At 38.5% G+C, this 22,671-nt stretch carries 27 protein-coding genes and 2 pseudogenes; 17 read left to right on the plus strand and 12 right to left on the minus strand.

Going from position 1 to position 22,671, the window contains the following annotated elements; genetic code table 11:
• Positions 1-8 precede the first annotated feature (8 nt).
• Positions 9-1,190 carry an acyl-CoA dehydrogenase family protein gene (locus tag AC1DO4_RS26025; RefSeq protein ID WP_477420686.1) on the minus strand — a complete coding sequence of 394 codons (1,182 nt, stop codon included), beginning with the start codon at positions 1,188-1,190 and terminating at the stop codon, positions 9-11.
• A 285-nt stretch (positions 1,191-1,475) separates the two neighbouring features.
• On the opposite strand from AC1DO4_RS26025, the gene folB reads away from it, so the two are divergent.
• Both folB and AC1DO4_RS26035 read left to right on the plus strand, forming a co-directional pair.
• Complete coding sequence (gene folB, locus AC1DO4_RS26030) at positions 1,476-1,835, plus strand: dihydroneopterin aldolase (RefSeq protein ID WP_477420687.1); 360 nt, start codon at positions 1,476-1,478, stop codon at positions 1,833-1,835.
• A 1-nt stretch (position 1,836) separates the two neighbouring features.
• On the plus strand, positions 1,837-3,234 hold the full coding sequence (locus tag AC1DO4_RS26035; RefSeq protein WP_477420688.1) for an FAD-binding oxidoreductase: 1,398 nt from the start codon (positions 1,837-1,839) through the stop codon (positions 3,232-3,234).
• A gap of 219 nt (positions 3,235-3,453) precedes the next feature.
• Here the strand turns inward: AC1DO4_RS26035 and AC1DO4_RS26040 are convergent, their stop codons facing one another.
• Positions 3,454-3,900, minus strand: a complete 447-nt coding sequence (locus AC1DO4_RS26040; RefSeq protein WP_477420689.1) for an acyl-CoA thioesterase — start codon at positions 3,898-3,900, stop codon at positions 3,454-3,456.
• Positions 3,901-4,035: 135 nt separating this feature from the next.
• Here AC1DO4_RS26040 and AC1DO4_RS26045 point away from each other — a divergent pair, with 135 nt between their 5' ends.
• The 7 genes from AC1DO4_RS26045 (at position 4,036) to AC1DO4_RS26075 (ending at position 10,567) form a co-directional block, all read left to right on the plus strand.
• The gene (locus AC1DO4_RS26045; RefSeq protein WP_477420690.1) at positions 4,036-4,476 is read left to right on the plus strand and encodes an Hsp20/alpha crystallin family protein; all 441 of its coding nucleotides are present in this window, start codon (positions 4,036-4,038) and stop codon (positions 4,474-4,476) included.
• A 139-nt stretch (positions 4,477-4,615) separates the two neighbouring features.
• A complete protein-coding gene (locus AC1DO4_RS26050; protein WP_477420691.1) occupies positions 4,616-5,512 on the plus strand; it encodes an SAM hydrolase/SAM-dependent halogenase family protein in 897 nt (298 codons plus the stop codon).
• A gap of 779 nt (positions 5,513-6,291) precedes the next feature.
• Positions 6,292-7,635 (plus strand): PhoH family protein, encoded by a 1,344-nt coding sequence (locus AC1DO4_RS26055; protein ID WP_477420692.1) that lies wholly within the window; start codon positions 6,292-6,294, stop codon positions 7,633-7,635.
• Between the two features lie 162 nt (positions 7,636-7,797).
• Positions 7,798-8,457: an MBL fold metallo-hydrolase gene (locus AC1DO4_RS26060; protein WP_477420693.1), complete on the plus strand. Its 660-nt coding sequence runs from the start codon at positions 7,798-7,800 to the stop codon at positions 8,455-8,457.
• 39 nt (positions 8,458-8,496) lie between these two features.
• Positions 8,497-8,949, plus strand: a complete 453-nt coding sequence (locus AC1DO4_RS26065) for an N-acetyltransferase family protein (RefSeq protein ID WP_477420694.1) — start codon at positions 8,497-8,499, stop codon at positions 8,947-8,949.
• Positions 8,950-9,139: 190 nt separating this feature from the next.
• Positions 9,140-9,772 (plus strand): HAD family hydrolase, encoded by a 633-nt coding sequence (locus AC1DO4_RS26070; RefSeq protein WP_477420695.1) that lies wholly within the window; start codon positions 9,140-9,142, stop codon positions 9,770-9,772.
• A gap of 21 nt (positions 9,773-9,793) precedes the next feature.
• Positions 9,794-10,567: a DUF6438 domain-containing protein gene (locus tag AC1DO4_RS26075; RefSeq protein WP_477420696.1), complete on the plus strand. Its 774-nt coding sequence runs from the start codon at positions 9,794-9,796 to the stop codon at positions 10,565-10,567.
• A gap of 1 nt (position 10,568) precedes the next feature.
• Here AC1DO4_RS26075 and AC1DO4_RS26080 read toward each other — a convergent pair whose 3' ends face one another.
• Complete coding sequence (locus AC1DO4_RS26080) at positions 10,569-12,050, minus strand: ATP-binding protein (protein WP_477420697.1); 1,482 nt, start codon at positions 12,048-12,050, stop codon at positions 10,569-10,571.
• 191 nt (positions 12,051-12,241) lie between these two features.
• On the opposite strand from AC1DO4_RS26080, the gene AC1DO4_RS26085 reads away from it, so the two are divergent.
• Positions 12,242-12,631: a hypothetical protein gene (locus AC1DO4_RS26085; protein WP_477420698.1), complete on the plus strand. Its 390-nt coding sequence runs from the start codon at positions 12,242-12,244 to the stop codon at positions 12,629-12,631.
• Here the strand turns inward: AC1DO4_RS26085 and AC1DO4_RS26090 are convergent.
• Both AC1DO4_RS26090 and AC1DO4_RS26095 read right to left on the minus strand, forming a co-directional pair.
• Positions 12,628-12,951, minus strand: coding sequence for a hypothetical protein (locus AC1DO4_RS26090; protein WP_477420699.1), 324 nt, complete (start codon positions 12,949-12,951; stop codon positions 12,628-12,630). The genes AC1DO4_RS26085 and AC1DO4_RS26090 overlap by 4 nt on opposite strands.
• Positions 12,952-12,971: 20 nt before the next feature.
• On the minus strand, positions 12,972-13,442 hold the full coding sequence (locus AC1DO4_RS26095; RefSeq protein WP_477420700.1) for a ferritin-like domain-containing protein: 471 nt from the start codon (positions 13,440-13,442) through the stop codon (positions 12,972-12,974).
• A 218-nt stretch (positions 13,443-13,660) separates the two neighbouring features.
• Between AC1DO4_RS26095 and AC1DO4_RS26100 the strand changes: the two genes are divergently transcribed.
• The 3 genes from AC1DO4_RS26100 (at position 13,661) to tnpA (ending at position 17,158) form a co-directional block, all read left to right on the plus strand.
• Positions 13,661-14,434, plus strand: coding sequence for an enoyl-CoA hydratase/isomerase family protein (locus AC1DO4_RS26100; protein WP_477420701.1), 774 nt, complete (start codon positions 13,661-13,663; stop codon positions 14,432-14,434).
• Positions 14,435-14,633: 199 nt separating this feature from the next.
• Entirely contained in the window at positions 14,634-16,316 is a 1,683-nt protein-coding gene (locus tag AC1DO4_RS26105) for a MutS-related protein (protein WP_477420702.1), read from the plus strand.
• Positions 16,317-16,696: 380 nt separating this feature from the next.
• The gene (gene tnpA / locus AC1DO4_RS26110; protein ID WP_477420703.1) at positions 16,697-17,158 is read left to right on the plus strand and encodes an IS200/IS605 family transposase; all 462 of its coding nucleotides are present in this window, start codon (positions 16,697-16,699) and stop codon (positions 17,156-17,158) included.
• A gap of 5 nt (positions 17,159-17,163) precedes the next feature.
• On the opposite strand, the gene AC1DO4_RS26115 is transcribed toward tnpA, so the two are convergent.
• The 3 genes and pseudogenes from AC1DO4_RS26115 to AC1DO4_RS26125 form a co-directional block, all read right to left on the minus strand.
• On the minus strand, positions 17,164-17,457 hold the full coding sequence (locus AC1DO4_RS26115; RefSeq protein ID WP_477420704.1) for a chaperone modulator CbpM: 294 nt from the start codon (positions 17,455-17,457) through the stop codon (positions 17,164-17,166).
• 7 nt (positions 17,458-17,464) lie between these two features.
• Positions 17,465-18,364, minus strand: a complete 900-nt coding sequence (locus tag AC1DO4_RS26120; protein ID WP_477420705.1) for a DnaJ C-terminal domain-containing protein — start codon at positions 18,362-18,364, stop codon at positions 17,465-17,467.
• Positions 18,365-18,430: 66 nt separating this feature from the next.
• Positions 18,431-18,571, minus strand: a pseudogene (locus tag AC1DO4_RS26125) (hypothetical protein); the annotation flags it as partial.
• 101 nt (positions 18,572-18,672) lie between these two features.
• On the opposite strand from AC1DO4_RS26125, the gene AC1DO4_RS26130 reads away from it, so the two are divergent.
• From AC1DO4_RS26130 to AC1DO4_RS26140, 3 genes are all read left to right on the plus strand, one after another.
• Positions 18,673-19,008, plus strand: coding sequence for a cupin domain-containing protein (locus AC1DO4_RS26130; RefSeq protein ID WP_477420706.1), 336 nt, complete (start codon positions 18,673-18,675; stop codon positions 19,006-19,008).
• Positions 19,009-19,035: 27 nt separating this feature from the next.
• Complete coding sequence (locus AC1DO4_RS26135; RefSeq protein ID WP_477420707.1) at positions 19,036-19,689, plus strand: CPBP family intramembrane glutamic endopeptidase; 654 nt, start codon at positions 19,036-19,038, stop codon at positions 19,687-19,689.
• A 72-nt stretch (positions 19,690-19,761) separates the two neighbouring features.
• Positions 19,762-20,271 carry a GNAT family N-acetyltransferase gene (locus AC1DO4_RS26140; RefSeq protein WP_477420708.1) on the plus strand — a complete coding sequence of 170 codons (510 nt, stop codon included), beginning with the start codon at positions 19,762-19,764 and terminating at the stop codon, positions 20,269-20,271.
• On the opposite strand, the gene AC1DO4_RS26145 is transcribed toward AC1DO4_RS26140, so the two are convergent.
• Together AC1DO4_RS26145 and AC1DO4_RS26150 are read right to left on the minus strand one after the other, a co-directional pair.
• Positions 20,268-20,894, minus strand: coding sequence for a CatA-like O-acetyltransferase (locus tag AC1DO4_RS26145; protein WP_477420709.1), 627 nt, complete (start codon positions 20,892-20,894; stop codon positions 20,268-20,270). The genes AC1DO4_RS26140 and AC1DO4_RS26145 overlap by 4 nt on opposite strands.
• Positions 20,891-21,580, minus strand: coding sequence for an HAD family hydrolase (locus AC1DO4_RS26150; RefSeq protein WP_477420710.1), 690 nt, complete (start codon positions 21,578-21,580; stop codon positions 20,891-20,893). The genes AC1DO4_RS26145 and AC1DO4_RS26150 overlap by 4 nt, the downstream gene beginning before the upstream one ends.
• A 170-nt stretch (positions 21,581-21,750) precedes the next feature.
• Between AC1DO4_RS26150 and AC1DO4_RS26155 the strand changes: the two genes are divergently transcribed.
• On the plus strand, positions 21,751-22,131 hold the full coding sequence (locus AC1DO4_RS26155; protein WP_477420711.1) for a DUF1493 family protein: 381 nt from the start codon (positions 21,751-21,753) through the stop codon (positions 22,129-22,131).
• Between the two features lie 74 nt (positions 22,132-22,205).
• On the opposite strand, the gene AC1DO4_RS26160 is transcribed toward AC1DO4_RS26155, so the two are convergent.
• Both AC1DO4_RS26160 and AC1DO4_RS26165 read right to left on the minus strand, forming a co-directional pair.
• Entirely contained in the window at positions 22,206-22,427 is a 222-nt protein-coding gene (locus AC1DO4_RS26160; RefSeq protein WP_477420712.1) for a PspC domain-containing protein, read from the minus strand.
• 1 nt (position 22,428) lies between these two features.
• Positions 22,429-22,671: pseudogene (locus AC1DO4_RS26165) on the minus strand (DUF2851 family protein); the annotation flags it as partial.

Here is a 22,671-nt window from a genome sequence, read left to right on the forward strand (position 1 = left end):
TAGCCTTTTTACTTAAAGGCATCCTCTCCTGTAATGTCCATCCCGGTAATCAATAAGTGAATATCATGTGTACCCTCATAGGTAATTACCGATTCTAAATTCATCATATGCCTCATAATCGGGTATTCACCGGTAATACCCATACCTCCCAGTATTTGCCTGGCTTCCCGTGCTATGTTAATGGCGGTTTCAACGCTGTTGCGCTTGGCCATTGATATTTGTGCGGCAGTTGCCCGGTTTTCGTTTTTAAGCACCCCTAAACGCCAAACCAATAACTGAGCCTTGGTAATCTCGGTAATCATTTCGGCCAGTTTTTTTTGTTGTAATTGAAAAGCGGCTATTGGCTTACCAAATTGAACCCGCTGTTTAGCATAACGCAGGGCTGTATCATAGCAATCCATAGCTGCGCCAAGGGCACCCCATGCTATTCCGTAACGCGCCTGGTTAAGGCAGCCAAGTGGACCTTTTAAGCCTGTAACATTGGGTAAAACATTTGCTTTTGGAACTTTAACATTATCAAAAACCAATTCGCCGGTGGCAGATGCCCTTAACGACCATTTATTATGTGTAGTAGGGGTGGCAAACCCTTCCATGCCGCGTTCAACAATTAATCCGCGTACTTTTTTATTTTCATCCCTTGCCCAAACAATAGCAATATCGGCAAATGGTGCGTTGGAGATCCACATCTTGGCACCGTTCAATATATAATGATCACCCGCGTCTTTAATATTAGTGGTCATGCCACCCGGGTTTGAACCATGATCAGGCTCGGTAAGGCCAAAGCAGCCCATTATTTCCCCGGATGCCAGTTTGGGTAGATATTTTTTACGTTGCTCTTCAGAGCCGTAAGCATAAATAGGGTACATCACCAGTGAACCTTGTACAGATGATGCCGAGCGGATTCCCGAATCTCCCCGCTCAATTTCCTGCATAATTATTCCATAGGCCATATAATCCAATCCTGCGCCGCCATACTCAACTGGTATAGTCGGCCCAAATGCACCAATGCCGGCCAGTCCTTTTACCAGCTGCATCGGGAACTCTGCCTTTTGGGCGTAATCCTCAATTATAGGGCTCAATTCTTTCTTCACCCAGTCGCGTACCGATGAGCGGATCAACTTATGTTCATCGGTAAGTAATTCATCTAATTGATAATAATCGGGCGATTCGTACAGGTCTGTTTTAGCCATAACTTTATACTTGGTGGGCAAATATATATCATTTAATGTTGACTTAAACCAATCAAAATAGCTGTTTTTGGATACCAGAAGCCACTTTATATCAAAAACTATGTTTAAATTGTTTAAACATAGTTTTTGTGTTTATTATTTTTTTTGAAAAATACCTGGTATTCCAAATAACTGTGGCGGAAGGGGTTTAAAAGTATTGTTGCTATTCTCTTTTCTTTAGCTAAATAGCACCAGGAATGGTTGGATGAAACTTGATAACCCAATCAAAACCGCTACTTTTGAAACATGATAACTATTGCCTTACAGGGTGCAGAGTTTTTTGCATACCATGGATTTTATCCGGAAGAACAGAAAATAGGCTGCCGGTTTTTGGTAGATATTGAGGTGGGTTTTGTACCCCAAACAGATCCTGCAGCAGATGAACTTAAGCATACGGTTGATTATGAAAAGGTATATTACATAGCCTGCGAAGAAATGAAATATCCACGCAAACTGATTGAAACAGTGGGGCAGGCTATAATGGAAAGAATCCAAAAGAAATATCCTTATGTAGAAACTATCTCTGTAACTATAAAAAAATTAAATCCACCATTATTGGGTAGGGTTAGCCATTCTGCAGTTACTATAAATTACAGCAAACGGTAATATGGAATACAATAAAATTTCTTTGCCAATATTAGCGGCCATTAAAACTATTGTCGGCGCCGATGCTGTTATAACTCAACAGGCTGACCTGGAAAAATACAGTCACGATGAAACTGAAGACCTGGTTTATTACCCCGAGGTTGCTGTAAAACCTCAAACGCCGGAGCAGGTTTCTGCATTAATGAAACTTTGTAATGAAAACCATATCCCAATTACACCACGTGGCGCCGGTACTGGCTTAAGCGGTGGGGCTTTACCTGTAAAAGGCGGTTTAATGATTGCGATGGAGCGCTTTAATAAAGTACTGGAGATAGACGAGCAAAACCTGCAGGCTACTGTTGAACCAGGCGTTGTTACCGAAGAATTTATGAACCAGGTTGCTGCAAAGGGGCTGTTTTATCCTGTAGATCCGGCCAGCAAGGGTAGTTGTTTTATTGGCGGCAATGTATCCCACGGATCTGGCGGCCCCAGGGTTGTAAAGTATGGCACCATACGCGAATATATCCTAAACCTGCAGGTAGTACTTCCATCGGGCGAGATTATCTGGACCGGGGCCAATACGCTAAAATATGCATCCGGTTATAACCTTACCCAATTGTTCATAGGCTCGGAAGGTACGCTGGGCATCATCACCAAAATTGTGGTAAAGCTAATTCCACTGCCAACACTGGATGCGTTGATGCTGGCTTCTTTTGCTACCAACGAAGATGCCTGTACCGCTGTATCAGCTATTTTTAGGGCTGGTATCACGCCATCGGCCCTTGAGTTTATGGAACGCAGGGGGGTAGAGTGGGTTAAGGAGTATAACGATATTGCTTTTAACCTGCAGGATGATATTCAGGCCTTTTTGCTGATTGAAGTTGATGGCAATAACCAGGATGTGATATTTGCCGATTGCGAAAAGATCAACGCAGTTTTAGAGGCTCACAACTGTAAAGATGTACTTTTTGCCGATTCATCTGCACAAAAAGAAGAGTTATGGCGTATGCGCAGTACCATGGGGGTGTCGGTAAAATCTAATTCGGTTTATAAAGAAGAAGATACCGTTGTACCGCGGGCTGCATTGCCGCAATTAATAAAAGGAATAAAAGAAACAGGTATTAAATATGGCTTTGAATCGGTATGTTATGGTCATGCGGGCGATGGTAACCTGCATGTAAATATAATCAAAGCTAACATGAGCGATGAAGACTGGGGTAGCAAACTTAAATCAGGTATAAAAGAAATCTTTGAACTCACGGTAAGTTTAGGGGGCACCCTTTCCGGCGAACACGGTATTGGCCTGGTGCAAAGGGAATTTATGCCGATAAAATATTCAGAAACCCATTTCGCTTTGTGGCGGGGCATTAAGAATGTATTTGATCCCAATGGGATATTGAATCCGGGAAAGATATTTTAATGTGCAGATATGCAGATTTCAGATGTGCAGATGATTGATCAGTTTAAAGTTCTTGACTATATATTAATTCATCTGCATATCTGCACATTTAATTAGTATTCAATATCAATCTCGGCTATTTTAATGTCCAGAAATGCAGATTTCAGATGATTTGATCAGTTTAAGTTCTTGGCTATGTATTAATTCATCTGCATATCTGCACATTTGAAATCTGCACATCTAATTCGTATTCAATATCAACCTTGGCTCATCATATGCAATCATACTTCGGCGTTCATCGGACGGGATGGATACCGATTTGTTGGCCGCGTAATCATAGCTAATGCAAACCGTTTTGCCGGTTGTAACAATCTCTTCGCCCTGTGGGGTGATTTTCACCAATACATGCATTACATCAAAGCTGCTGTTGCCTATGCGTATAGTGCGCACATAACAGGCTATTTTATCCTGAACGGTAATTTGTTTAAGATAGTTGATCTCTGAGCGGCCGATGATGATGCCGACATTATTCCAATCCCAGCCGATAGCATCTTTCCAATAGTTGGTGCGGGCAATTTCGAAGTAAGTTAAATACACCGCATTATTAACATGCCCCAGGGAATCTATATCCGAAAAACGGATGGGTATGTCTGTTCTGAATTTGTAATCAGTAAGTTTTTCAGCCATTTATGTCAATTTGTCTGTATAAATTCGTTAATTACGACAAGTTGTCGTGCAATTTATCTGTTTTATCTGTTGGTATAACAGTTGATTAATACGTTACGAAGTTAACAAAAACAAAAACTTAAGGAGATATTTAAAATGACATTAGTAAAATTTAACAACGGATTAAAAAATAACGCAAGGGGTCCATTCTTTAATGATGTATTCGACTCGATTTTGAATGATTCATTTCTTGGCGAGAAATTAGTAGCTCGCGTTCCTGCTGTTAACATTGCAGAAACAGAAAATGAGTTTCAAGTTGAATTGGCTGCGCCGGGCTTAAAAAAAGAGGATTTTAAGATTAACCTGGATAAAAACATATTGACCGTTTCATCCGAAAAGAAAACTGAAAACGTTGAAGAAGGTAAAAAATTCAGCAAACGCGAATATAGCTACAAGTCGTTCAGCAGATCATTTACTTTACCGGAAAGTGCCGATCATTCAAAAATTGAGGCTGATTATACCGACGGAATATTAAAATTGACCATCACTAAAAAGGAAGAAGCTAAATTTCAATCAAGAGAAATAGCTGTAAAATAATTAAAGACTGTTTTCATAAAGTAGTTAGTTTGGTTTGAAGGCCGCTCCCGTTTGGGGCGGTCTTTTTTGCTTTTTATAAAAGTTATTGCGGGGGCTTGTAATATTATGAATATATAGTAAAGTTTTTTAGATTCATCCCATGAATAAAAAAATTTACAGCATCCTGTTGCTTATAAGCATCGCTTTTTACACTCATGCTCAAAACAAAATCGTAGTTTTTCAATCAGATTTCGGAGTTAAAGATGGAGCCGTTTCAGCCATGAAAGGTGTTGCCTCGGGCGTATCTGCCGATTTGAAACTGTATGACCTCACCCACGAGATCCCTGCATATAACATATGGGAGGCCTCTTACCGATTATATCAAACAGTAGCTTACTGGCCTGCCGGAACGGTATTTGTTTCGGTAGTCGATCCCGGCGTAGGAACCAGCCGTAAATCTGTAGTGCTGAAAACCAACAGCGGTCAGTTTATTGTAACACCCGATAACGGTACCTTAACGCTTGCGGCCGAATCTTTAGGTATAGCCGAGATCAGACAGATAGACGAAGTACTTAATCGTCGTAAAGGGTCCGAAAAATCATATACCTTTCATGGCAGAGATGTTTACGCGTATACAGCAGCCCGCCTGGCCGCCGGTGTGATCACTTTTGAGCAGGTAGGGCCGGTATTACCAAAACAGGTTGTAAAAATTCCCTATCAAAAGGCAGTGATGGAAAATGGAAAACTAAAAGGAACCATCGATATACTCGATATTCAATATGGTAACTTATGGACAAATATTGGCGATGACCTTGTAAAACAACTTCATATTAAGGTAGGGGATAAGCTACACCTGGTAATTTATAAGAACGGGGAAAAGAAGTATGAGGGTGATGCTCTATACAGCGATACCTTCGGTGAGGTTGCTGTAGGTAAACCCCTGGCTTATATGAACAGTTTGATGCAATTATCGTTCGCTTTAAACCAGGGAAGCTTTGCAGATACTTATAAAATAGGTAGCGGCAGCGAATGGAGTGTTGTTGTAAATAAACAATAAGCAGCTATCAGCAGTTCTGAGATAATTATTTTATCGGTGTAAATAATTGCTGGCCGCAAAAAACAAGCTTTATTGAAGGCTCATTTTCTAAACGATATTGGAAAGATTTATTCGACAAAATTTAAGCTTTTTTAAATTTTACGCATTTTCTTCATTTGCTACAGGGCTAATTTTATGAATTTATGTGAATAACTTTAATGTTGATAACATTGATTTATTGGTTGATTTTTACATATAATACGCAGTAAATCAATGATTAATGCATGTTTATAGATCCTTTAATAAATGTTAATAACATGTTAATAACAAATTTATTTTTTTCTTGACAAATATGCCTTTTAGTCCCTATATTGTAATCATCAAGAACGACGTACTTTGACAACCTTTCAGGAATACAGAAATTGAATCGGGTGAATCCTTCGGGAGACGCTAAAGATCAAAAGAAGTCCCTGAGTCACATGAAAAATGAAAATTACGAAAGTCTTTGAAAAAAGATTGTGATTAAAGGAGGTACTGAGAACGATGCGGGGCTTCACGGAGACCCAAAACAGAATCAGTGATATTGCGGTAGTCAGTAGTTCGCAAGGACAACAGACGAAGGCTTATCGGTCATCTTACACAAAACTTGGTGCTACTGGGAAACTACGGTGGAACAGTGGTTTGGAAACGGGAGTTCAAATCGCAAGAGGAGACTCCCGTTTTCGCTTTTACAAGGTTTTTTTTGTTCATAATAGCATTTTCATTTTGAACAAACCTTAAAAAACCTAATTTAGTAGGATATGAATAAGGACGGCCCGCGTAACCAGAAGAAGATATTCGTTTTAGATACTTCAGTGATCCTTTACGATCATAATGCCTTTCAAAATTTTCAGGAGCATGATGTAGCCATACCTATACAGGTATTGGAAGAGCTTGATAATAAAAAGAACGGCAACGATACCCGTAATTTTGAGGCACGCAGCTTTATCCGCCTGATGGATGACCTGTCAAAAAACAACCTGGTGAATGAGTGGATTCCGCTTAACGGTAAAAGCAAGGGGAGCTTTAAAGTAGCCATGGATATAAAAAACATCGCGACAGATGCCGTGGAGGTTTTTGGATCTGATAAAACCGACCATCATATTTTAAATGCTGCCTTAGGTTTGCAGGAAGAATATCCTCATAAAAAGGTGGTACTTGTATCCAAAGACATCTGCCTTCGCCTTAAGGCCAAAGCCCTTAACCTGCATGCCGAGGATTACGAAACCGGTAAAATTAAAAACCTGGCAGAATTGTATACCGGTAAAACCGATATAGATAAGGTAACCGAAAAGCTGGTAACCCAGCTTAATAAGCAAGAAAACCTACCCTCCGAAAGCCTGAATATACCAGCTTATACCAACAATCATTTCTATATTTTAAAGGGTAAAAAAAGTGATGTATCCGGCTTTTATAGCGCGCAAACGCAACAATTGGAAAAAGTGACTGAGCAGCCGGTATTCAATATTTATCCACGCAATATTGAGCAAGCTTTTGCTATTCATGCGCTTTTAGACCCCGATATCAAACTGGTTACCATACAGGGTAACGCCGGTACAGGTAAAACCCTGCTGGCCCTGGCCAGCGCGTTGGAGCAGCGTAAATATTACCGGCAAATATTTGTTACCCGCCCCATTGTTCCATTAAGTAATAAGGATATTGGTTTTTTACCCGGCGATATCAAATCAAAAATAGATCCCTACATGGCCCCAATATGGGATAACCTTAAATTTATTAAAGACCAGTTTGCCGATGATGATAAAATGCAGGCTAAAATTGATGAACTGGTAGCTAACGATAAAATATCTATAGCTCCCCTGGCATTTATTCGTGGCCGCACCCTAAGCAAGATATTCTTTATAGTAGACGAGGCGCAAAATCTTACTCCGCACGAAGTAAAAACCATTATTTCCCGTGCAGGCGAGAACAGTAAATTTGTGTTTACAGGTGATATTTACCAGATTGATACGCCATACCTTGATGCCGAAAGTAATGGCCTGTCATATCTGATTGATAAAGCGAAGGGACATCCACTCTATGCACATATTACCCTCCAGAAAGGGGAACGTAGTGAACTGGCAAATTTGGCTACAGAGTTACTATAAACACGATTAAAAGTTTTGGCAGGATTTACAGGATTTCAGCACGATTCATGGGTTTGGTTTAATTTAACAGTTTTTATTCTATGAAAATAAAAACTGTTCAAATCCTTTAATTGTATTTTAAATATATGAAGCCAACCCTGTAAATCGTGCAAATAATCATCTATGAAAATAAGTAAATACCTCCATTCCTGCCTTGTTTTTGAGCTGGATGATTACAAATTATTATTTGATCCTGGTAAATTCTCTTTTGCTGAGGGATTGGTTACTGCGGAGATGTTTTCAGATGTAAATGCCGTGGTGATCACCCACATTCATCCGGATCATTATGATGTTGATATACTAAAAAACATTCTTGAACTAAGTGGTGCCGTAGTGGTCACCAACAGCCAGGTAGGTAAAGATCTTGATAAAGCAGGCATTATTTATACCGTTTTAGAAGAAGGTACGGTAAACTTTGGCCCCTTTATATTGAAAGCTTTCCCGGTTATACATGAGCTGATTATGGATAATCCGCTGCCACAAATGACGGGCTTTATTATTAACGATAAAGTTTTGCATCCTGTTGATTCTATGGACGACAAGCTTTTGGAATATAAAGACATTGAATTGCTGCTCATGGTAACCATGGCGCCATTTGCAAACGAGGTACGAATCTCGGGTTTCGCAGACAAGCTTCAACCCAAACAAATATTGCCTGTTCATGATGGCTATGCAAAAGAGTTTTTTATTAAACAACGTTATGCGGCTTATGTAAGGCATTTTGAAAAACAGGGTATCAAATTTCATGAAGTATATAAAATCGGGGATACAATAACCCTTTGATAATTAAAATATTAATAAACTTACAAAACCTATATCATAATGCAGATCAGGCAGATCAACCCCAATGACTATCAGTTAGTAACACATTTATTCGATCAATACCGTGTGTTTTACAAGCAGGCGTCTGATATTGCTTTGGCGAAGAGCTTTATTAAAAACCGCCTTGAAAACAATGAATCGGTAATTTTTGTGGCTATGGATGGCGACCAGCCTGCAGGCTTTACACAGCTTTATCCGTTGTTGTCATCTGTAAAGGCAACAAAGAATTGGTTACTAAATGATCTTTATGTTGATAATGACCACCGTAAAAAGGGAATAGGAAAGGCTTTATTACAAACGGCCTATGATTTTGCGAAAAGCCATGGAGCCACTTTTATCCAGTTGGAAACTGCGGTTGATAATTATACAGCTCAAAGTTTATATGAAGCTGTTGGTTTTGTAAAGCAGGAAGCCAACAAAGCTGCCGGCTATTATTATCGGAAGGCGATTTGAAAAAAATCGATATAAAAAAAGTCCCCGCTTTTTACAGCGGAGACTCCTATGAAACCAACCTCCTGCTAAGCTGGCTCATATTAACCTTATCACACTGCTAAGGTGAAAATTAATCATGAAGAAAACATGAACTTAGTTTTTACAGCAAAACGTTAATTTCACATCTTTAACAAAAAAGACAAATAATTTTATGCAGAAACCAGATAGCCTGATCTTCGATATGGATGGAACCCTTTGGGATGCTGTTGATACTTACACCAATTCATGGAATCTCACTTTTGAAAAACTCTCTATAAAAAGAACTATTAATCGTGATGAACTAATGGGATTAATGGGAATGGAAGGTAAAAAACTCACCAAAATTTTAATGCCCGATTTTGATGATGATAAGGCTTTGGGTATTTATCTTGAGGTAAATGAAACCCGCCGCCAAATTTTGCCTGTAAGCGGCGGAATTATGTATAACGGTGTTAAGGAAGGTATAAAGCAATTATCCTCAAAATATAAACTGTTTATATTGAGCAACTGCGCGGTCGGAATTATTCCATTGTTTATTAATTGGGCAGGTATTGGGGAGGATATAACTGATTCTTTCGCTTATGGCGAAAATAATATGCCAAAACATCATAATATGCGTTTATTGATGGATAAACACCAGCTTGAAAAACCGGTATACGTTGGCGATACACAAGGTGACGCTGAGCAGACACGCCAGGCTGGCATACCTTTTATATTTGTAAGCTATGGTTTTGGCGAAACTGATGATTATCAGCACAAGTTTGATGATTTTGAGTCGTTAACTACGTATTATATGAGTTTGTAAGTAAATCAGAAATTAAAACAAATGGTAAAACGCGGCCTTTCTTTATTTTTATTGGGATTGATGTTTTGTACTGCGAAAGCTCAAAAGACGCAGCTTGACTCTATCCGGTGGATTAATAAGGATCTGGGGCATCTTTATTTTAGCAAGGGTCATGTTAAATTTAATTTTGTGGGATCTGATAAGGAAAAAAGCCATTATGCCATTGTAAAGGATACGTTAATATTGTCAGATATCTATACGTCCAGTGTCGATAATTTTAAAGTTAAACACAAAACAGATTTTAAATTTTTAATCAGGAACCTCACCTCAAGCAGGCTTTATTTAAAGGCCATCGACTCCAATGCTGTAAAACTGGCAGGTAATGATACCTATGAGTTTACCAATTTTAAAAATAGTTATGATAAAGACATTAAATTTTCGAAGGTTCGGTTTTTATCATCAACATGCCATGGCGAATGCCCGCAACTGGAAATTTCAATTTTGGGCAATGGCGATTATCATTTAAGGGGAGGGGAATACGCTGATCCTTACAAAGGGGAGTATACCGGTAAATTATCCGGTGCCCAGCTTGATACCCTAAATTATTGGCTCAAACACAGCGAGCTGAAAAAAATGTATAACTGGCAGCAAACAGACCAGGTAACCGATGCTCCCAATTATTATTTCGCACTTGAGTTTGACAATAACAAAAAGAAGCTCAGTATAACCACTAATGAACCTCCCTTAAATATGATCGACCTGGTTCAGTTTATGGTATCATCCTATAAAAAGGTAAAATTAACAGCGGTAAAGTAATTCATACGGGCAGGCTGAAGTAAAATGTTGAACCTAAGCCTTCGGCGCTTTCAACCCATATTTTGCCCTTATGGCATTGAATGATCTCGTTGGAAAGATAAAGTCCTATACCAAAGCCGGATACATTCCTGATCTTTTCATTATCTACCCTGTAAAAGCGCTGAAATACTTTTTTATGATCTTTAGGCTTAATACCCACACCCTCATCTGTAACTGCAACCTGGATACTACTATTCATGCCATGACTTTTTATAGTGATATTACTTTCTTTGGGTGAATATTTTACCGCATTGCTTAAAAAGTTATTTATTACCTGGGCTGTTTTTTCCTTATCAGCGTTAACATTCAAAATATTCGAACCATCAAAAATTACCGTATGGCTGATGTTTGAATGCAGCAATTCTGTAATACAATCGGCTATTAGTTTGTTTATATCAAACACTTCCGGCATAAGTTGTAACTTACCCGATTCAAGTTTCGACAGATCAAGAAAACCGTGGATTAACTCGGTCATTTTATTAACCTGGCTGTTGGCTTTGGTAAGGGCGTTGTTTACCAATGCATCATTAACGGGTGCCAGCTTTTTTATTAGTATCTGGATGTATGATTTGATAGAAGTAAGCGGTGTTTTTAATTCATGACTGGCCATCGCTATAAAATCGTTCTTCCTGATCTCATCGCGCTTATTTTCGGTTACATCAATTACAGTTCCCAGCATACGCAATGGTTTTTGGTGTTCGTCAACAACTAATTTGCCTTTAATGCTCAACCAGTGTACAGCGCCATCGGGCCAGGCAACCCGTACATCATGGGCATAACTCCCGGTTTTAATTGATGTGTAAAATGAATCCAAAATAATTTGCTGATCCTCGGGTAACACTTGTTTTTTAAATGCCTCCTGTGCTGATAATAAAGTTTCGGCCGGGTGCCCTAATAATTCAACTAATTGAGGGGGGCAAATGTGTTCTTCATCTCTAAAGTTCCAATCAAAAGTTGCAAAACCAGTAGCTTCCGCAGCCAGCCGAAGGCGGTTTTCACTCTCCTGTGCCGCTTGCTTGGCATTTACCTCACCGGTGATATCTACAATTGTATTTAAAATATACATTTCCTTACCATCACCACAAAAAAAAGGCACATTACTACATGACCAGTATCTAACGTTGTAATTGCCGGTCTCAGGATCCCTGGTATCATACCTATAGCTTGGGATATCTATTTTTTGACCCGTTTCTGCTACTTTGTTAAATATTTTACGGGCGCCGGTTTCATCTTTGGGGTCGTTGTCATCATCAGGAAAAACGCGGAAAAAGCTTTTGCCTATAATTAATTCCCTGGTGGCATTGGTTATAGTAAGATAAGTATCGCTGGCAGCCATTATGGTAAAATGAGGCGCATCAGCCTTTATTAATAAAGAACCCGGCGATTTTTCGAAAATAATCTTGAAAATTTCTTCCGGTAAAGTATGTAGAACCTCAGCAGACATTTTTTTGGATAGATTTTAGGTATTGCGAGATAAAGTTAGAATTTAAACTCAAAAAGTGTATTATTTGTAATAATATTTTTTCGCTGCAAAAGAATAATATGCTGTATGCTGCACCCTTAGCTTTTTATTTGTGTTATCATTATAGGGTTCGTCTTAAGTTTTTGTAGCTTTAAATAATTAAAATATCATTCATGAAAACCCGTACCAAATCTATTTTACTATTAATTATACTGCTATTATTAGCGGGCTTTTTTTACTATCGTTTTTATTTTGTTTTTGGCGAAGGGGCAAAAGCCGGCAATATGAATTATTTTGTAAAAAAGGGCTATTTATTTAAAACATATGAAGGCAGGTTAATACAAAGTGGTATTCGTACGCAAACGCAGGGAAATATAGCATCAAATGAATTTATGTTTTCTGTTACTGATGAGAAAGTGGCCCAGCAATTAAATAGCAATGCAGGCTCATATCTTGAACTTCATTATAAGGAGTACCTGCACACTTTACCATGGCGGGGGGTAAGTGTGTTTGTTGTTGATAGTATTATATCTGCCAAGCCTGTAAACTCCGTAAACCCTTAAAAAAGTTTATCAGCTTTGCCAGAGTTGGGGGTTTCTATTTTACTGAGGTTGTAACAAAGTTCTCCATCTTTATTAATGGCTTTTATTAATCCTTTATTAAAAAGGTATCTGAGTATATCCTCCGCATTTTTTTCATGGATGAAAGGAGGCGTTTCTGGTTCAAAAGCGCTTAATTTTGTGGCAACTTCATGCGCAGTGGCTTCCTTTAGCTGGGCTAAAGCATATACAACATTATTTTGCACCCCTGCACCAGTGTCATATTCATGCGGAACATGCAAGGGTTTATATTCTTCCAAAAAAGATTCATCGGAGCTGTTCATTTGTTTACAGATAACAGATTCTACGCCGTTACGGTATCGCGCAAACTTTTAATGGTATTATGTGATGTTTTAAAACCATCCAACTGATAGGCAAGTAAATTTACAACTTTTTCGTCTTCCCATATCAACTCCTTATCATCCTGCGCCTTACGATATGCTTTGATGATCACATCCTCGCCGTATTCGCAATCGGCTAAAATACCTTGTTTATCTTTATTGACAAAAGTGGCCTTTACATTTATCCAGGTATGATAAAATTTTCCTGATAAAGTTGTTCCATCAGCCGGGCTGCCGCCTAATACAAGAATATATTCCTTTAACTCGGTAATATTATTTTTGCTTTGGTCAATGTATTCGTTAAAGAGCAGGATCAAACCTGTTTCGTCGGTATTTTCCAGGGCCATTTGGTATCCGGTAATACGGTCGTTATTTATTTTAATCAGATCATTAAGTGCCGAAATCTGATGTTGTATGTGCTGTAAAATTCCCATGACTAATTTAATTATGTTTGTATAAGTACAACATTTTATGGTAGTTAATGTTTTTGGTGAAATAGAGAATGGATTAAAGTCCTGCCTTTTGGTTCTAACTTCATTAGTTTCTTTTCAGCATCATCAAATTATTTCAATTGAAAATTGTAGTTAAGTTAAATACTTCTGATATTGGACAAGTGTTAGATATAGCCACTTTTCTTATATAAACTTTTAATATGCCATCCAACGAAAACGGAAATGTTTCTATMATAAAAAGCCCGGAAGGCATAGCCATTATCAGTTTTTTTCATCCTGCCCAAAACTCGCTTCCATCCAATCTGTTGCAACAACTTACCGATCAAATTAACAATGCCGGTAGCGATGCAGAGGTTAAGGTAATTGTAATAAAAAGTGAAGGTGACCGTACCTTTTGTGCCGGAGCCAGCTTTGATGAACTGTTGCAGATAAAAGATAAAGATGCCGGCACACAGTTCTTCTCGGGTTTTGCCAATGTTATTAACGCCTGCCGAAAATCATCCAAGATAATTATAGCCCGGGTACAAGGTAAAGCTGTTGGGGGTGGAGTCGGCCTTGCTGCCGCTGCCGATTATTGCGTGGCTACACAATTTGCATCCATTAAATTAAGTGAACTGGCAATAGGCATTGGCCCATTTGTGATATCGCCTGCTGTTATTCGTAAAGTAGGGCTACCTGCATTTTCACAACTTACCATATGCGCTACTGATTTTCAAACCGCACAATGGGCAAAAGATAAAGGTTTGTATAACGAAGTTTATGATGATATTGCCCGGCTTGATGCATCAGTTGATGAGCTTGCAAAAAAGCTGACTTCCTACAATCCTGACGCTTTAACCAACTTAAAGCAAATACTTTGGGAGGGCACGGATAATTGGGATGACCTACTGGGTAAGCGGGCAGCCATAAGCGGAGAATTGGTACTCTCTGAGTTTACGCAGCAAGCTTTACAGAACTTTTTAGATAAAAAATAATATTTCGTAGCATATTCATACTCCACAAAGGTTAGCAGGTAAATGATTATTTCCTTCAAAATACCATAATAATTGAAATGGAAAATAATGCAGCTATCTATGAAAATTAAAAGTGGGACAGTAGCAACGGATTTGCATAAAAAAGCCCATCTTTATTGTAGTATACCCGGAGGTTAATATTTTTTTTATACTTTTAAGCATGTATTATTTCTTATTTACGCTGTTAGTTTTGGCCATTGTACTTACTGTTTCCTACATTGTTTCTTACTTTGGCAAGCTACGTACTAAAGAAAAAAAACTGGAGAAAATAAAAAACAAATGGGCCAAACCTGTAAATGCGAGGCGTAATTTTGATTTGATAAAGCTTTACAAGGATGCCGACAACAGCATCGGAAAACTATCAAATGTAACAGCCGACGACCTTGACCTTAAAAGTGTTTTCAACTACATTGACAGGGCTAATTCAAAACCAGGTAAACAATACCTCTACAAAAAGCTGCATTTTCCCGAAACGTCAATTGATAATTTATTAATACTTGATAAAAAGATAGAAACGCTTAACGCCGATGCTCCAAACAGGGAAATTATTGAGTTGGAGCTTTCAAAGCTTAACCATACCAATGCTTACCAGGTTGTTAACCTGTTTTTAAAATCACATGCTCCGTTATTTGCACCGGTGATGAATATTTATATCAAAGCGGTGCCATATTTAATTTTAACAGCAATTATTTCTCTTCTTATTATTCCTAATACGGTAAGTTTAATAATTTTAGGTGTATTGTTTGGGTATAATATCATTTTCCATTTTGCAAGCAAAAGAAAAATTGCAGCCTACTCAAATTCATTACCCCAGTTGCTGATAATGCATAAGGTTGCCGTTTGGCTAGTTAGAAATGCCAAAACCGGCGATACTGAAGAAATTAAAAAAAGCCTGATAAACCTTGCAGGTCTTAAACGTTCATTAAGTATTGTGAACTTTGAAAGTGAGCTGATTATAGATTCCGGTTCGCCGGGTTATGTGGTTTTCCAACTATTTAAAACATTGTTTTTGCTTGAACCCCACATTTATACCAATTCTGTAAAACACATTGGCAGGTACCGCGATGATATTGAGAAGGTATATACATTTGTGGCCGAAATTGATATGCTTATAGCCATACAATCGGTAAGGGAAGGGTTGCCGTTTTACAATAAACCAGAATTTATTGACCAAAATGCCAAAATGGATATTACTGATCTTTATCATCCATTAATAGATAAATGTGTACCTAATTCTTTATATACCCGTGCCGATAAAGGAGCATTAATAACAGGCTCAAACATGTCGGGCAAAACAACATTTATTAAAGCAATAGCCGTAAACACATTGCTGGCTCAAACATTATTCACCAGCTGCGCCAGGGCCTACAAAGCTCCCTTTTTAAAAATCCAAACCAGTATCAAGATCACCGATAGTATAGAAGAACAGCAAAGCTTTTTCCAGGCTCAGGCCTCAGCTATATTAAATATTGTTGATCATAGCAGCAATACAGAAACCGTAAAAAGCCTGGTTATTATTGATGAAATATTTAGGGGAACTAATACAATTGAGCGTATTGCCGCTGCAAAATCGGTATTGTCATATATTACCGCCAATGATAATTTTGTATTCGTATCAACACATGATCTCGAGCTTGCCGAACTTTTAGACGAGGATTTTGCCATCTATTCGTTTGTGGATTCCAAATCAGGCAAAACATTGGTTTTTGATTACAAATTGAAAGAAGGCTTGCTGAAAAGTAAAAATGGTATAGCCATATTAGCCTCCATGGGATACCCCGAATCTGTGATTGAAGATGCCCACATAGTAAGTGAGCGTATGATGCTGAAGTATATGGAATAGGGGGTTGGATAGCGTACCTACGGCACGCAAGATTMCTGCTTTGTTTTTCTACCGACATCGGACTCCTACGGAGTCGTTTTGGTATGATGGCAATTCATCTGTAAACTTTTAAGATAATACACTTAATTTAATGAGTTATATACTTCCGGTTCGCAAATTATCTTTATAGTTTTTTCTACTGATATTTAATTTCTCTGGAGTCATTTTTATACGAGGTTTCTTGTTTTACAATCGATAACCTAATTTTTAGGAAGTTTCGTTTCATACCTAAAAGCAGCTCCGTAGGAGCTAAATGTCGGTAGCGAACACCCGAAACAAAAGCAATTGCGTGCCGTAGGTACGCTACTAATGAACATTTTATATAATACACTTTTAGGCAAATGGCAAATACGTATACCCAAATACATATTCAATGCGTTATAGCTGTGAAATTCAGGCAATCTTTAATTCAAGCGTTGTGGAAAGAAGAATTACATAAATATATAACCGGAATCCTTAAAAATAACGGACATAAAATGATAACCATTAATAGTATGCCTGATCATTTGCATCTGTTCTTTGGATTCAGACCCACTCAATCTCTTTCCGAATTAATGAAGATGGTAAAGGGTTCCTCATCCGAATGGATAAATAGAGAAAAATTTAATAATTCAACATTCAAGTGGCAAGAAGGATATGGTGCCTTTTCCTATTCACGCTCTCATATTAAAAAAGTAGCTCAATATATTGAAGATCAAGAGAGGCATCATCATAAGAAAACATTTTTAGAAGAATATCAGCAAATTCTTGAACACTTCGAGGTTGAATATGATGAGCAATATATATTCAAATCGTTAGAATAAAATACTTACTCCCCCTCATACATTTCTAACCTGTTGTGCAAGGCTCGCATATTTTCCTGCATTTGTTCAATCCGGTTAAGCAGGTGTGTTATTGCTTCAATGCCGGCCACATTGATATCTAACTGGTACAGGCTAATCATTTTTTCGAGCTTACGCAATTCTGTTTCTGGTATAAACGTTGTCTCGTTAATCACTGTAACCTCAATCAATCCAGCCTTTTCTAACGAATTGAAAAATGTGTACTCAACATTATGGTATACACAAAAATCATTCGCAGTTATTAAATTCTCTGTTTTCATAAGTAGATCAGGATTTTGATAGTTCTTCAAACAGCCGCTTTTGCTTATCAGTAAGGTTGGTAGGTATTTGGATATCGTATGTAAGGTACAGGTCGCCAAACTCATTTTCCTTTTTATAAACAGGCATACCTTTGCCTTTAAGTTTTACCCTGGTTCCGTTTGGAGTTTCGGGTTTTACCCTAACCTTTACTTTCCCTGTTGGCGTTTCGGCCATAATCTCACCACCTAAAACGGCCGTATAAAGATCAAGCTTTACGGTTTTATATAAATTGGCGCCATCGCGTTTAAAACGCCCGTCGGCAGGGATATTAAATTTAATATAAAGATCGCCTGCCGGGCCGCCATTTACACCCTGGCCGCCATGGCCGGCTATTTTTATTGTTTGTCCGTTTTCTATACCTGCAGGTATTGTAATACGGATGTTTTTGCCATTTACAGTTAAGGTTTGTTTATGTGTATGCAGCGTATCCTGCAGGCTCAATTGCAATTCAGCATTCAAATCCTGGCCGCGATACCCGGTGCGTCTGCCGCTGCCACCTGCACCTCCAAACATTGATTGAAAAAAGTCCGAGAAATCCTCACCGCTGCCAAAACCTCCGCCAAAGCCTCCAAAACTTCCGGGATCACCAGAATTGCGCTGCCGGCTTTGTTGTTGACTGGTTTGTTGCTCATAGGCCTCTCCATGCTGCCAGTTTTCGCCGTACTTGTCATACTTTTTACGTTTCTCAGGATCACCTAATACCTCGTTGGCTTCATTAATCTCCTGGAATTTCTTATTTGCCTGAACATCGTTGGGATTAAGATCGGGATGATATTTGCGGGCCTGCTTGCGGTAAGCGTTTTTAATTTCTTTCTCCGTAGCAGTTTTGTCGATGCCTAATGTTTTGTAATAATCAATAAAAGCCATGGTAAACTATTATGTAAGTATAACCTTAAAATGAAGGCTAAGTTTTTATCCGCAGAAAATTAAACATTATTTGGTGGCTATTACCAAAGTATTAAATGAATCAGCCTTTAACAAAGGCTCAATTATCCGCTCACCGACTTTTATTTTTATGGCTTTATTTGTATCACCTTCGTTTCGTACAACAACAATTACTGAATTATCGGGGGGGTAAAAGCTAAAGGATTGCTTTTAGTGAAATAATGTTTTAATCCTTTTTATAAGCTGAAGTAAAAAGTATAAAGTTTAAAATAGTCCATTAAATTTGCTTTATGCAAAACCAATTTTTCCATCATTTTAGTGATATTGTAACCAAAGAAATAGCGCCTGGCTATTTTTCCAAACTAATTCATACCAGTGGCAACACCATTAACTTTATTGAGGTAAAAGCCGGGATTTCGCTGCCCATGCATAAGCACGTACACGAGCAATATTCCTTTGTTATTGAAGGTAAATTTGAGCTTACCGTTGATGGCGTTCCGCAGATTTTGGATCCGGGAATGTTTGCAACTATACCATCAAATATCATTCATGGCGGCACAGCGGTTACTGATTGCAGACTGATAGATATATTTAGCCCGGCCCGCGAAGACTACAAGTTGTTGTAACATTCGGCTTTTCCATTAGTCGAAATTATGATGACTACAAATTGGAAAAGAATAGCAACTGATTTGCTTATGATCGCTTTTTTGGTGGTCTTTCCGCATATGGGTTTGCTTCCCATGTTTGCTTTTTCCATTTTATTATTGCTGCTCATTGGCCTATATCTTAAATTCTTTAAGGAGGGATTCGGCGACATAGGTTTTAAGTTTTCAGCCATAAATTTGAAATCTGTTTGGCTTGGTGGTGTTATAGGTGTAGGGTATGCTATGCTTGCTTATTGGGGTATTGGGCCCTTTTTTGATCGTTTAGGCTTTACCCCGGCTAACTTATCCGATTTTAAATACATCAGACATAATACCATCAATTACCTGTACCTGCTAAGTATTGCTGGTTTCCTGGTTATCCCGTTTGAGGAGATTGTTTTCAGGGGTTTTATATTTACCCGGATAAAAGCTTTATTTGGATACGGTAAATGGGCTTTTACTTTAAGCGGACTAATCACTTCCATATTATTTGCTTTATATCATTACCAGGAAGGTACGGGTGCCATGCTAAGTATATTTTTATTTGCTTTATTCATCACCTGGCTTTATAGGGTGTTTGATGGTAATTTGTGGTACCTTATATTCTTCCACATTTTTTACGATGTTTTTATGCTGAGCGCCATTTACCTGGGTTACATGTAACATTAAATGCTATAACACCTTTCATTTAATGTAGCTAAATATTAAGTTTGCCCTCCCAAAAAACAAAACAATATGCCTATAACAAAAGCTACCCTTGCCGACGTACCCGAATTGAATGCTTTAATTAACAGTGCTTACCGGGGCGAGGAATCAAAAAAAGGCTGGACAACAGAAAGTGACCTGATAGGTGGGATCAGGATAGATGAACCGATGCTGATTGATTACCTTAACAATGACGCCATTACGCTGTTAAAATATGTTAATGAAGATGGCATAATCATAGGATCGGTTTACCTTGAAGTTAAGATTGACAAATTGTACCTGGGCATGTTTAGTGTATCGCCAACGTTACAAAACGGGGGAGTAGGCCGTGCTTTAATTGAGGAAGCCGAAGTTATTGCAAAACAATTGGGTTTACATACCATCAGCATGACTGTTATCCGCAGCCGTAAAGAGCTCATCAGCTGGTATGAGCGCCGTGGCTATACGTTTACCGGCGAGATTCAGCCCTTTCATGATCACGGTCGCTTTGGTTCACCTAAAGAGTTGATCGAGCTAATAGTGATGGAGAAGCAGATTTAAACTCCGTTGTCCATTGATTTCTGAAAAAGGTCAATAAACTGACCAACATGTAAGCCATCAATTAATGCATGGTGTACATGAATTGATACCGGCATTGACCGTTTACCGTCCTGCTGTGTCATTTTACCAAACGAGATCCTTGGGCAGCTATCGGGCAGGCCAAAAATACGGGCGTGTGATATGCTGGTAAAGTCTATCCAGGGTAAAGATGAAAAGCGAATGATGTTATTGGCGTTCGACCGGATTAGCTCATTGGAGTTTTGAACGCTTTCAACCTCCTTATTTGCAGTTATAATAAATTGATCAAATAGGGGAGCATACGGAATATATCCAAAGCCAAAAGTGCCATTGCTGCGCCCGATGGTTGAGCCGGCGTCTATTTGATCATACACATAAACCTCGTCGTCCTCCAGTCTTAATTTAAATGACTCAATAGCATTTGCAGCGGCCAGTGCGCGGTGCATGGTATACAGGAAAAACGATACTCCCTTTTCTTTGGCAAAGCTATAAGCATTGGTACAATCAAGCTTTACTGTAACACCATAAAAAGGCTCGTCAAACTGTTTAAAGAAAAGAAAATGCTCCTTACGCACCCATGTGTCAAGGTGTAACTTTTGTTTCATACCTGTATCGCCGTCAATATATCCTTAAGTGTATCTGCATGCCTGAATTTTTCATGCGTAAGGATGGTTTCAACATGCTCATGCGCCCAGGTGGTATGGAAAGGAACATGAATTGCATGCCCGCCAATATTAAGCACCGGCATTACATCAGATTTTAAAGAATTGCCCACCATCATAAACTCGCCTGGGTTGATGTCAAGGTGTTTGATCAGCTTGATATAGTCATCTTCCTGCTTATCACTCATAATCTCGATATGATGAAAATAATGCGCCAGGCCCGATTTTTTTAGTTTTCGTTCCTGGTCAAGCAAATCGCCCTTGGTGGCAACAACTAACCTGTAATTGGTTTTTAAGGCTGATAATACTTCTTCAACACCATCCAGCAACTCTATCGGTTCGTTAAGCATTTGTTTGCCATACTCCAGTATAATTTCGACGACTTCAATGCTGATCTTCTTTTCGGATATACTGAGCGCAGCCTCAATCATGCTGAGGATGTATCCCTTTATGCCATATCCATAAAGGGCCAGGTTGTCAATTTCAACTTTAAAAAGCTCGCTCGATATACTATGTTTCGGTAAAAAATCTTCCAGCAGGCTGCAAAACTTTTTTTCGGTGTTTTGAAAAAAAGGTTCATTCACCCAAAGGGTATCATCGGCATCAAAAGCAATAACTTTTAATTTCATGGCAATTAAGAAAAAACGTACTGCAATAATAGTAATACGCCTTTAATTATCCATTAAAAAGCTTACCCGGCACAGCTTATAAATCAAATTCACCTTTTCGGTAACCTTTTTTTAAAAAAGTAGTCTCTATGGTGCAACCTTTATTTTTAAAACAACGTCCTATAAACAATATGATCAAAACTATTCAATTAATGGAAGAGATACTGCCGCCTTTAAAAGAATTTATTGTTGATTATTGCAGCCGCTACAAGATCATACGTGTGGATCCTGGCAGTTTATGCCTCGATACCAGCCTTGACCTTGACCTGGATATTTTTGATATCGAGATAGATCTTTTCCTGGCTGATTTTGCCGACCAGTTTAATATTGATCAATCAAAATTTACCTGGTATAAATACGGCTATCCAAAGGGATCAACCCGGGTAAGAATGATAAAAATGGTATTTGGCTATAACAGCTCCTGGGTAAAACAGCTTGCGCATTACTGCTACAAACCTAAGTTTAAAGTACGTAACCTGCAAAATGCCGTTATCACAGGAATGTTAGTGTGAGTGGTAAGTAAAATTACCATATAATTTAGCCGGCAATCGTGATAATACGTTTAATCCGACTCCAGATAAAATTCCTATAAATCTGTAACTCTCGTATGATTTCTTTTTATGTAATTACGAATATCCAATACTATCCCAGCAAAAAAGTAAAATATGAGCGGGAAGCCTACAGCTAAAAATGAAGAGTATATAAAAAACAGGCGGATTTTGGCAATGGAAACGTTAAATCTTTCGCCCAGGTAAGTGCATACACCAAAGGAGTACCGTTCAAAAAAAGTAAGTATTCTCTGTAGCATGTCAGGTCAGCTTTAATATTTTATTACCAACGCCGCAATGCAGGCATTTCTTATAATTACAGTAGTTATTTTTTAGTTCAAGCAGTGCCTGCGATTCAAACGCGTTTGTAATTTTCAGCCCTAAGTTAACAAAATCTTCGGTAATATTGTTCTTTTCGGCCGGTAAATTTTCTAAAAGTTTAAGGCTACGACTTATGTAGTGCTGTTGCTGGTGATGTTTGCCAAAACTAAACAGGAATAAAGC

Source organism: Mucilaginibacter sp. P5_A6 (assembly GCF_056400585.1).

Bases quoted from the DNA above. Each gene is read 5' to 3' on its own strand.
- AC1DO4_RS26115 (WP_477420704.1), bottom strand. From the start codon at position 17,457: ATGAAAACAGAGAATTTAATAACTGCGAATGATTTTTGTGTATACCAT.
- AC1DO4_RS26090 (WP_477420699.1), bottom strand. From the start codon at position 12,951: ATGAACAGCTCCGATGAATCTTTTTTGGAAGAATATAAACCCTTGCAT.
- folB (WP_477420687.1), top strand. From the start codon at position 1,476: ATGATAACTATTGCCTTACAGGGTGCAGAGTTTTTTGCATACCATGGA.
- AC1DO4_RS26150 (WP_477420710.1), bottom strand. From the start codon at position 21,580: ATGAAATTAAAAGTTATTGCTTTTGATGCCGATGATACCCTTTGGGTG.
- AC1DO4_RS26075 (WP_477420696.1), top strand. From the start codon at position 9,794: ATGGTAAAACGCGGCCTTTCTTTATTTTTATTGGGATTGATGTTTTGT.
- AC1DO4_RS26025 (WP_477420686.1), bottom strand. From the start codon at position 1,190: ATGGCTAAAACAGACCTGTACGAATCGCCCGATTATTATCAATTAGAT.
- AC1DO4_RS26085 (WP_477420698.1), top strand. From the start codon at position 12,242: ATGAAAACCCGTACCAAATCTATTTTACTATTAATTATACTGCTATTA.
- AC1DO4_RS26070 (WP_477420695.1), top strand. From the start codon at position 9,140: ATGCAGAAACCAGATAGCCTGATCTTCGATATGGATGGAACCCTTTGG.
- tnpA (WP_477420703.1), top strand. From the start codon at position 16,697: ATGGCAAATACGTATACCCAAATACATATTCAATGCGTTATAGCTGTG.
- AC1DO4_RS26145 (WP_477420709.1), bottom strand. From the start codon at position 20,894: ATGAAACAAAAGTTACACCTTGACACATGGGTGCGTAAGGAGCATTTT.
- AC1DO4_RS26095 (WP_477420700.1), bottom strand. From the start codon at position 13,442: ATGGGAATTTTACAGCACATACAACATCAGATTTCGGCACTTAATGAT.
- AC1DO4_RS26040 (WP_477420689.1), bottom strand. From the start codon at position 3,900: ATGGCTGAAAAACTTACTGATTACAAATTCAGAACAGACATACCCATC.
- AC1DO4_RS26120 (WP_477420705.1), bottom strand. From the start codon at position 18,364: ATGGCTTTTATTGATTATTACAAAACATTAGGCATCGACAAAACTGCT.
- AC1DO4_RS26045 (WP_477420690.1), top strand. From the start codon at position 4,036: ATGACATTAGTAAAATTTAACAACGGATTAAAAAATAACGCAAGGGGT.
- AC1DO4_RS26135 (WP_477420707.1), top strand. From the start codon at position 19,036: ATGATGACTACAAATTGGAAAAGAATAGCAACTGATTTGCTTATGATC.
- AC1DO4_RS26160 (WP_477420712.1), bottom strand. From the start codon at position 22,427: ATGCTACAGAGAATACTTACTTTTTTTGAACGGTACTCCTTTGGTGTA.
- AC1DO4_RS26105 (WP_477420702.1), top strand. From the start codon at position 14,634: ATGTATTATTTCTTATTTACGCTGTTAGTTTTGGCCATTGTACTTACT.
- AC1DO4_RS26130 (WP_477420706.1), top strand. From the start codon at position 18,673: ATGCAAAACCAATTTTTCCATCATTTTAGTGATATTGTAACCAAAGAA.
- AC1DO4_RS26155 (WP_477420711.1), top strand. From the start codon at position 21,751: ATGATCAAAACTATTCAATTAATGGAAGAGATACTGCCGCCTTTAAAA.
- AC1DO4_RS26060 (WP_477420693.1), top strand. From the start codon at position 7,798: ATGAAAATAAGTAAATACCTCCATTCCTGCCTTGTTTTTGAGCTGGAT.
- AC1DO4_RS26065 (WP_477420694.1), top strand. From the start codon at position 8,497: ATGCAGATCAGGCAGATCAACCCCAATGACTATCAGTTAGTAACACAT.
- AC1DO4_RS26080 (WP_477420697.1), bottom strand. From the start codon at position 12,050: ATGTCTGCTGAGGTTCTACATACTTTACCGGAAGAAATTTTCAAGATT.
- AC1DO4_RS26055 (WP_477420692.1), top strand. From the start codon at position 6,292: ATGAATAAGGACGGCCCGCGTAACCAGAAGAAGATATTCGTTTTAGAT.
- AC1DO4_RS26050 (WP_477420691.1), top strand. From the start codon at position 4,616: ATGAATAAAAAAATTTACAGCATCCTGTTGCTTATAAGCATCGCTTTT.
- AC1DO4_RS26140 (WP_477420708.1), top strand. From the start codon at position 19,762: ATGCCTATAACAAAAGCTACCCTTGCCGACGTACCCGAATTGAATGCT.
- AC1DO4_RS26035 (WP_477420688.1), top strand. From the start codon at position 1,837: ATGGAATACAATAAAATTTCTTTGCCAATATTAGCGGCCATTAAAACT.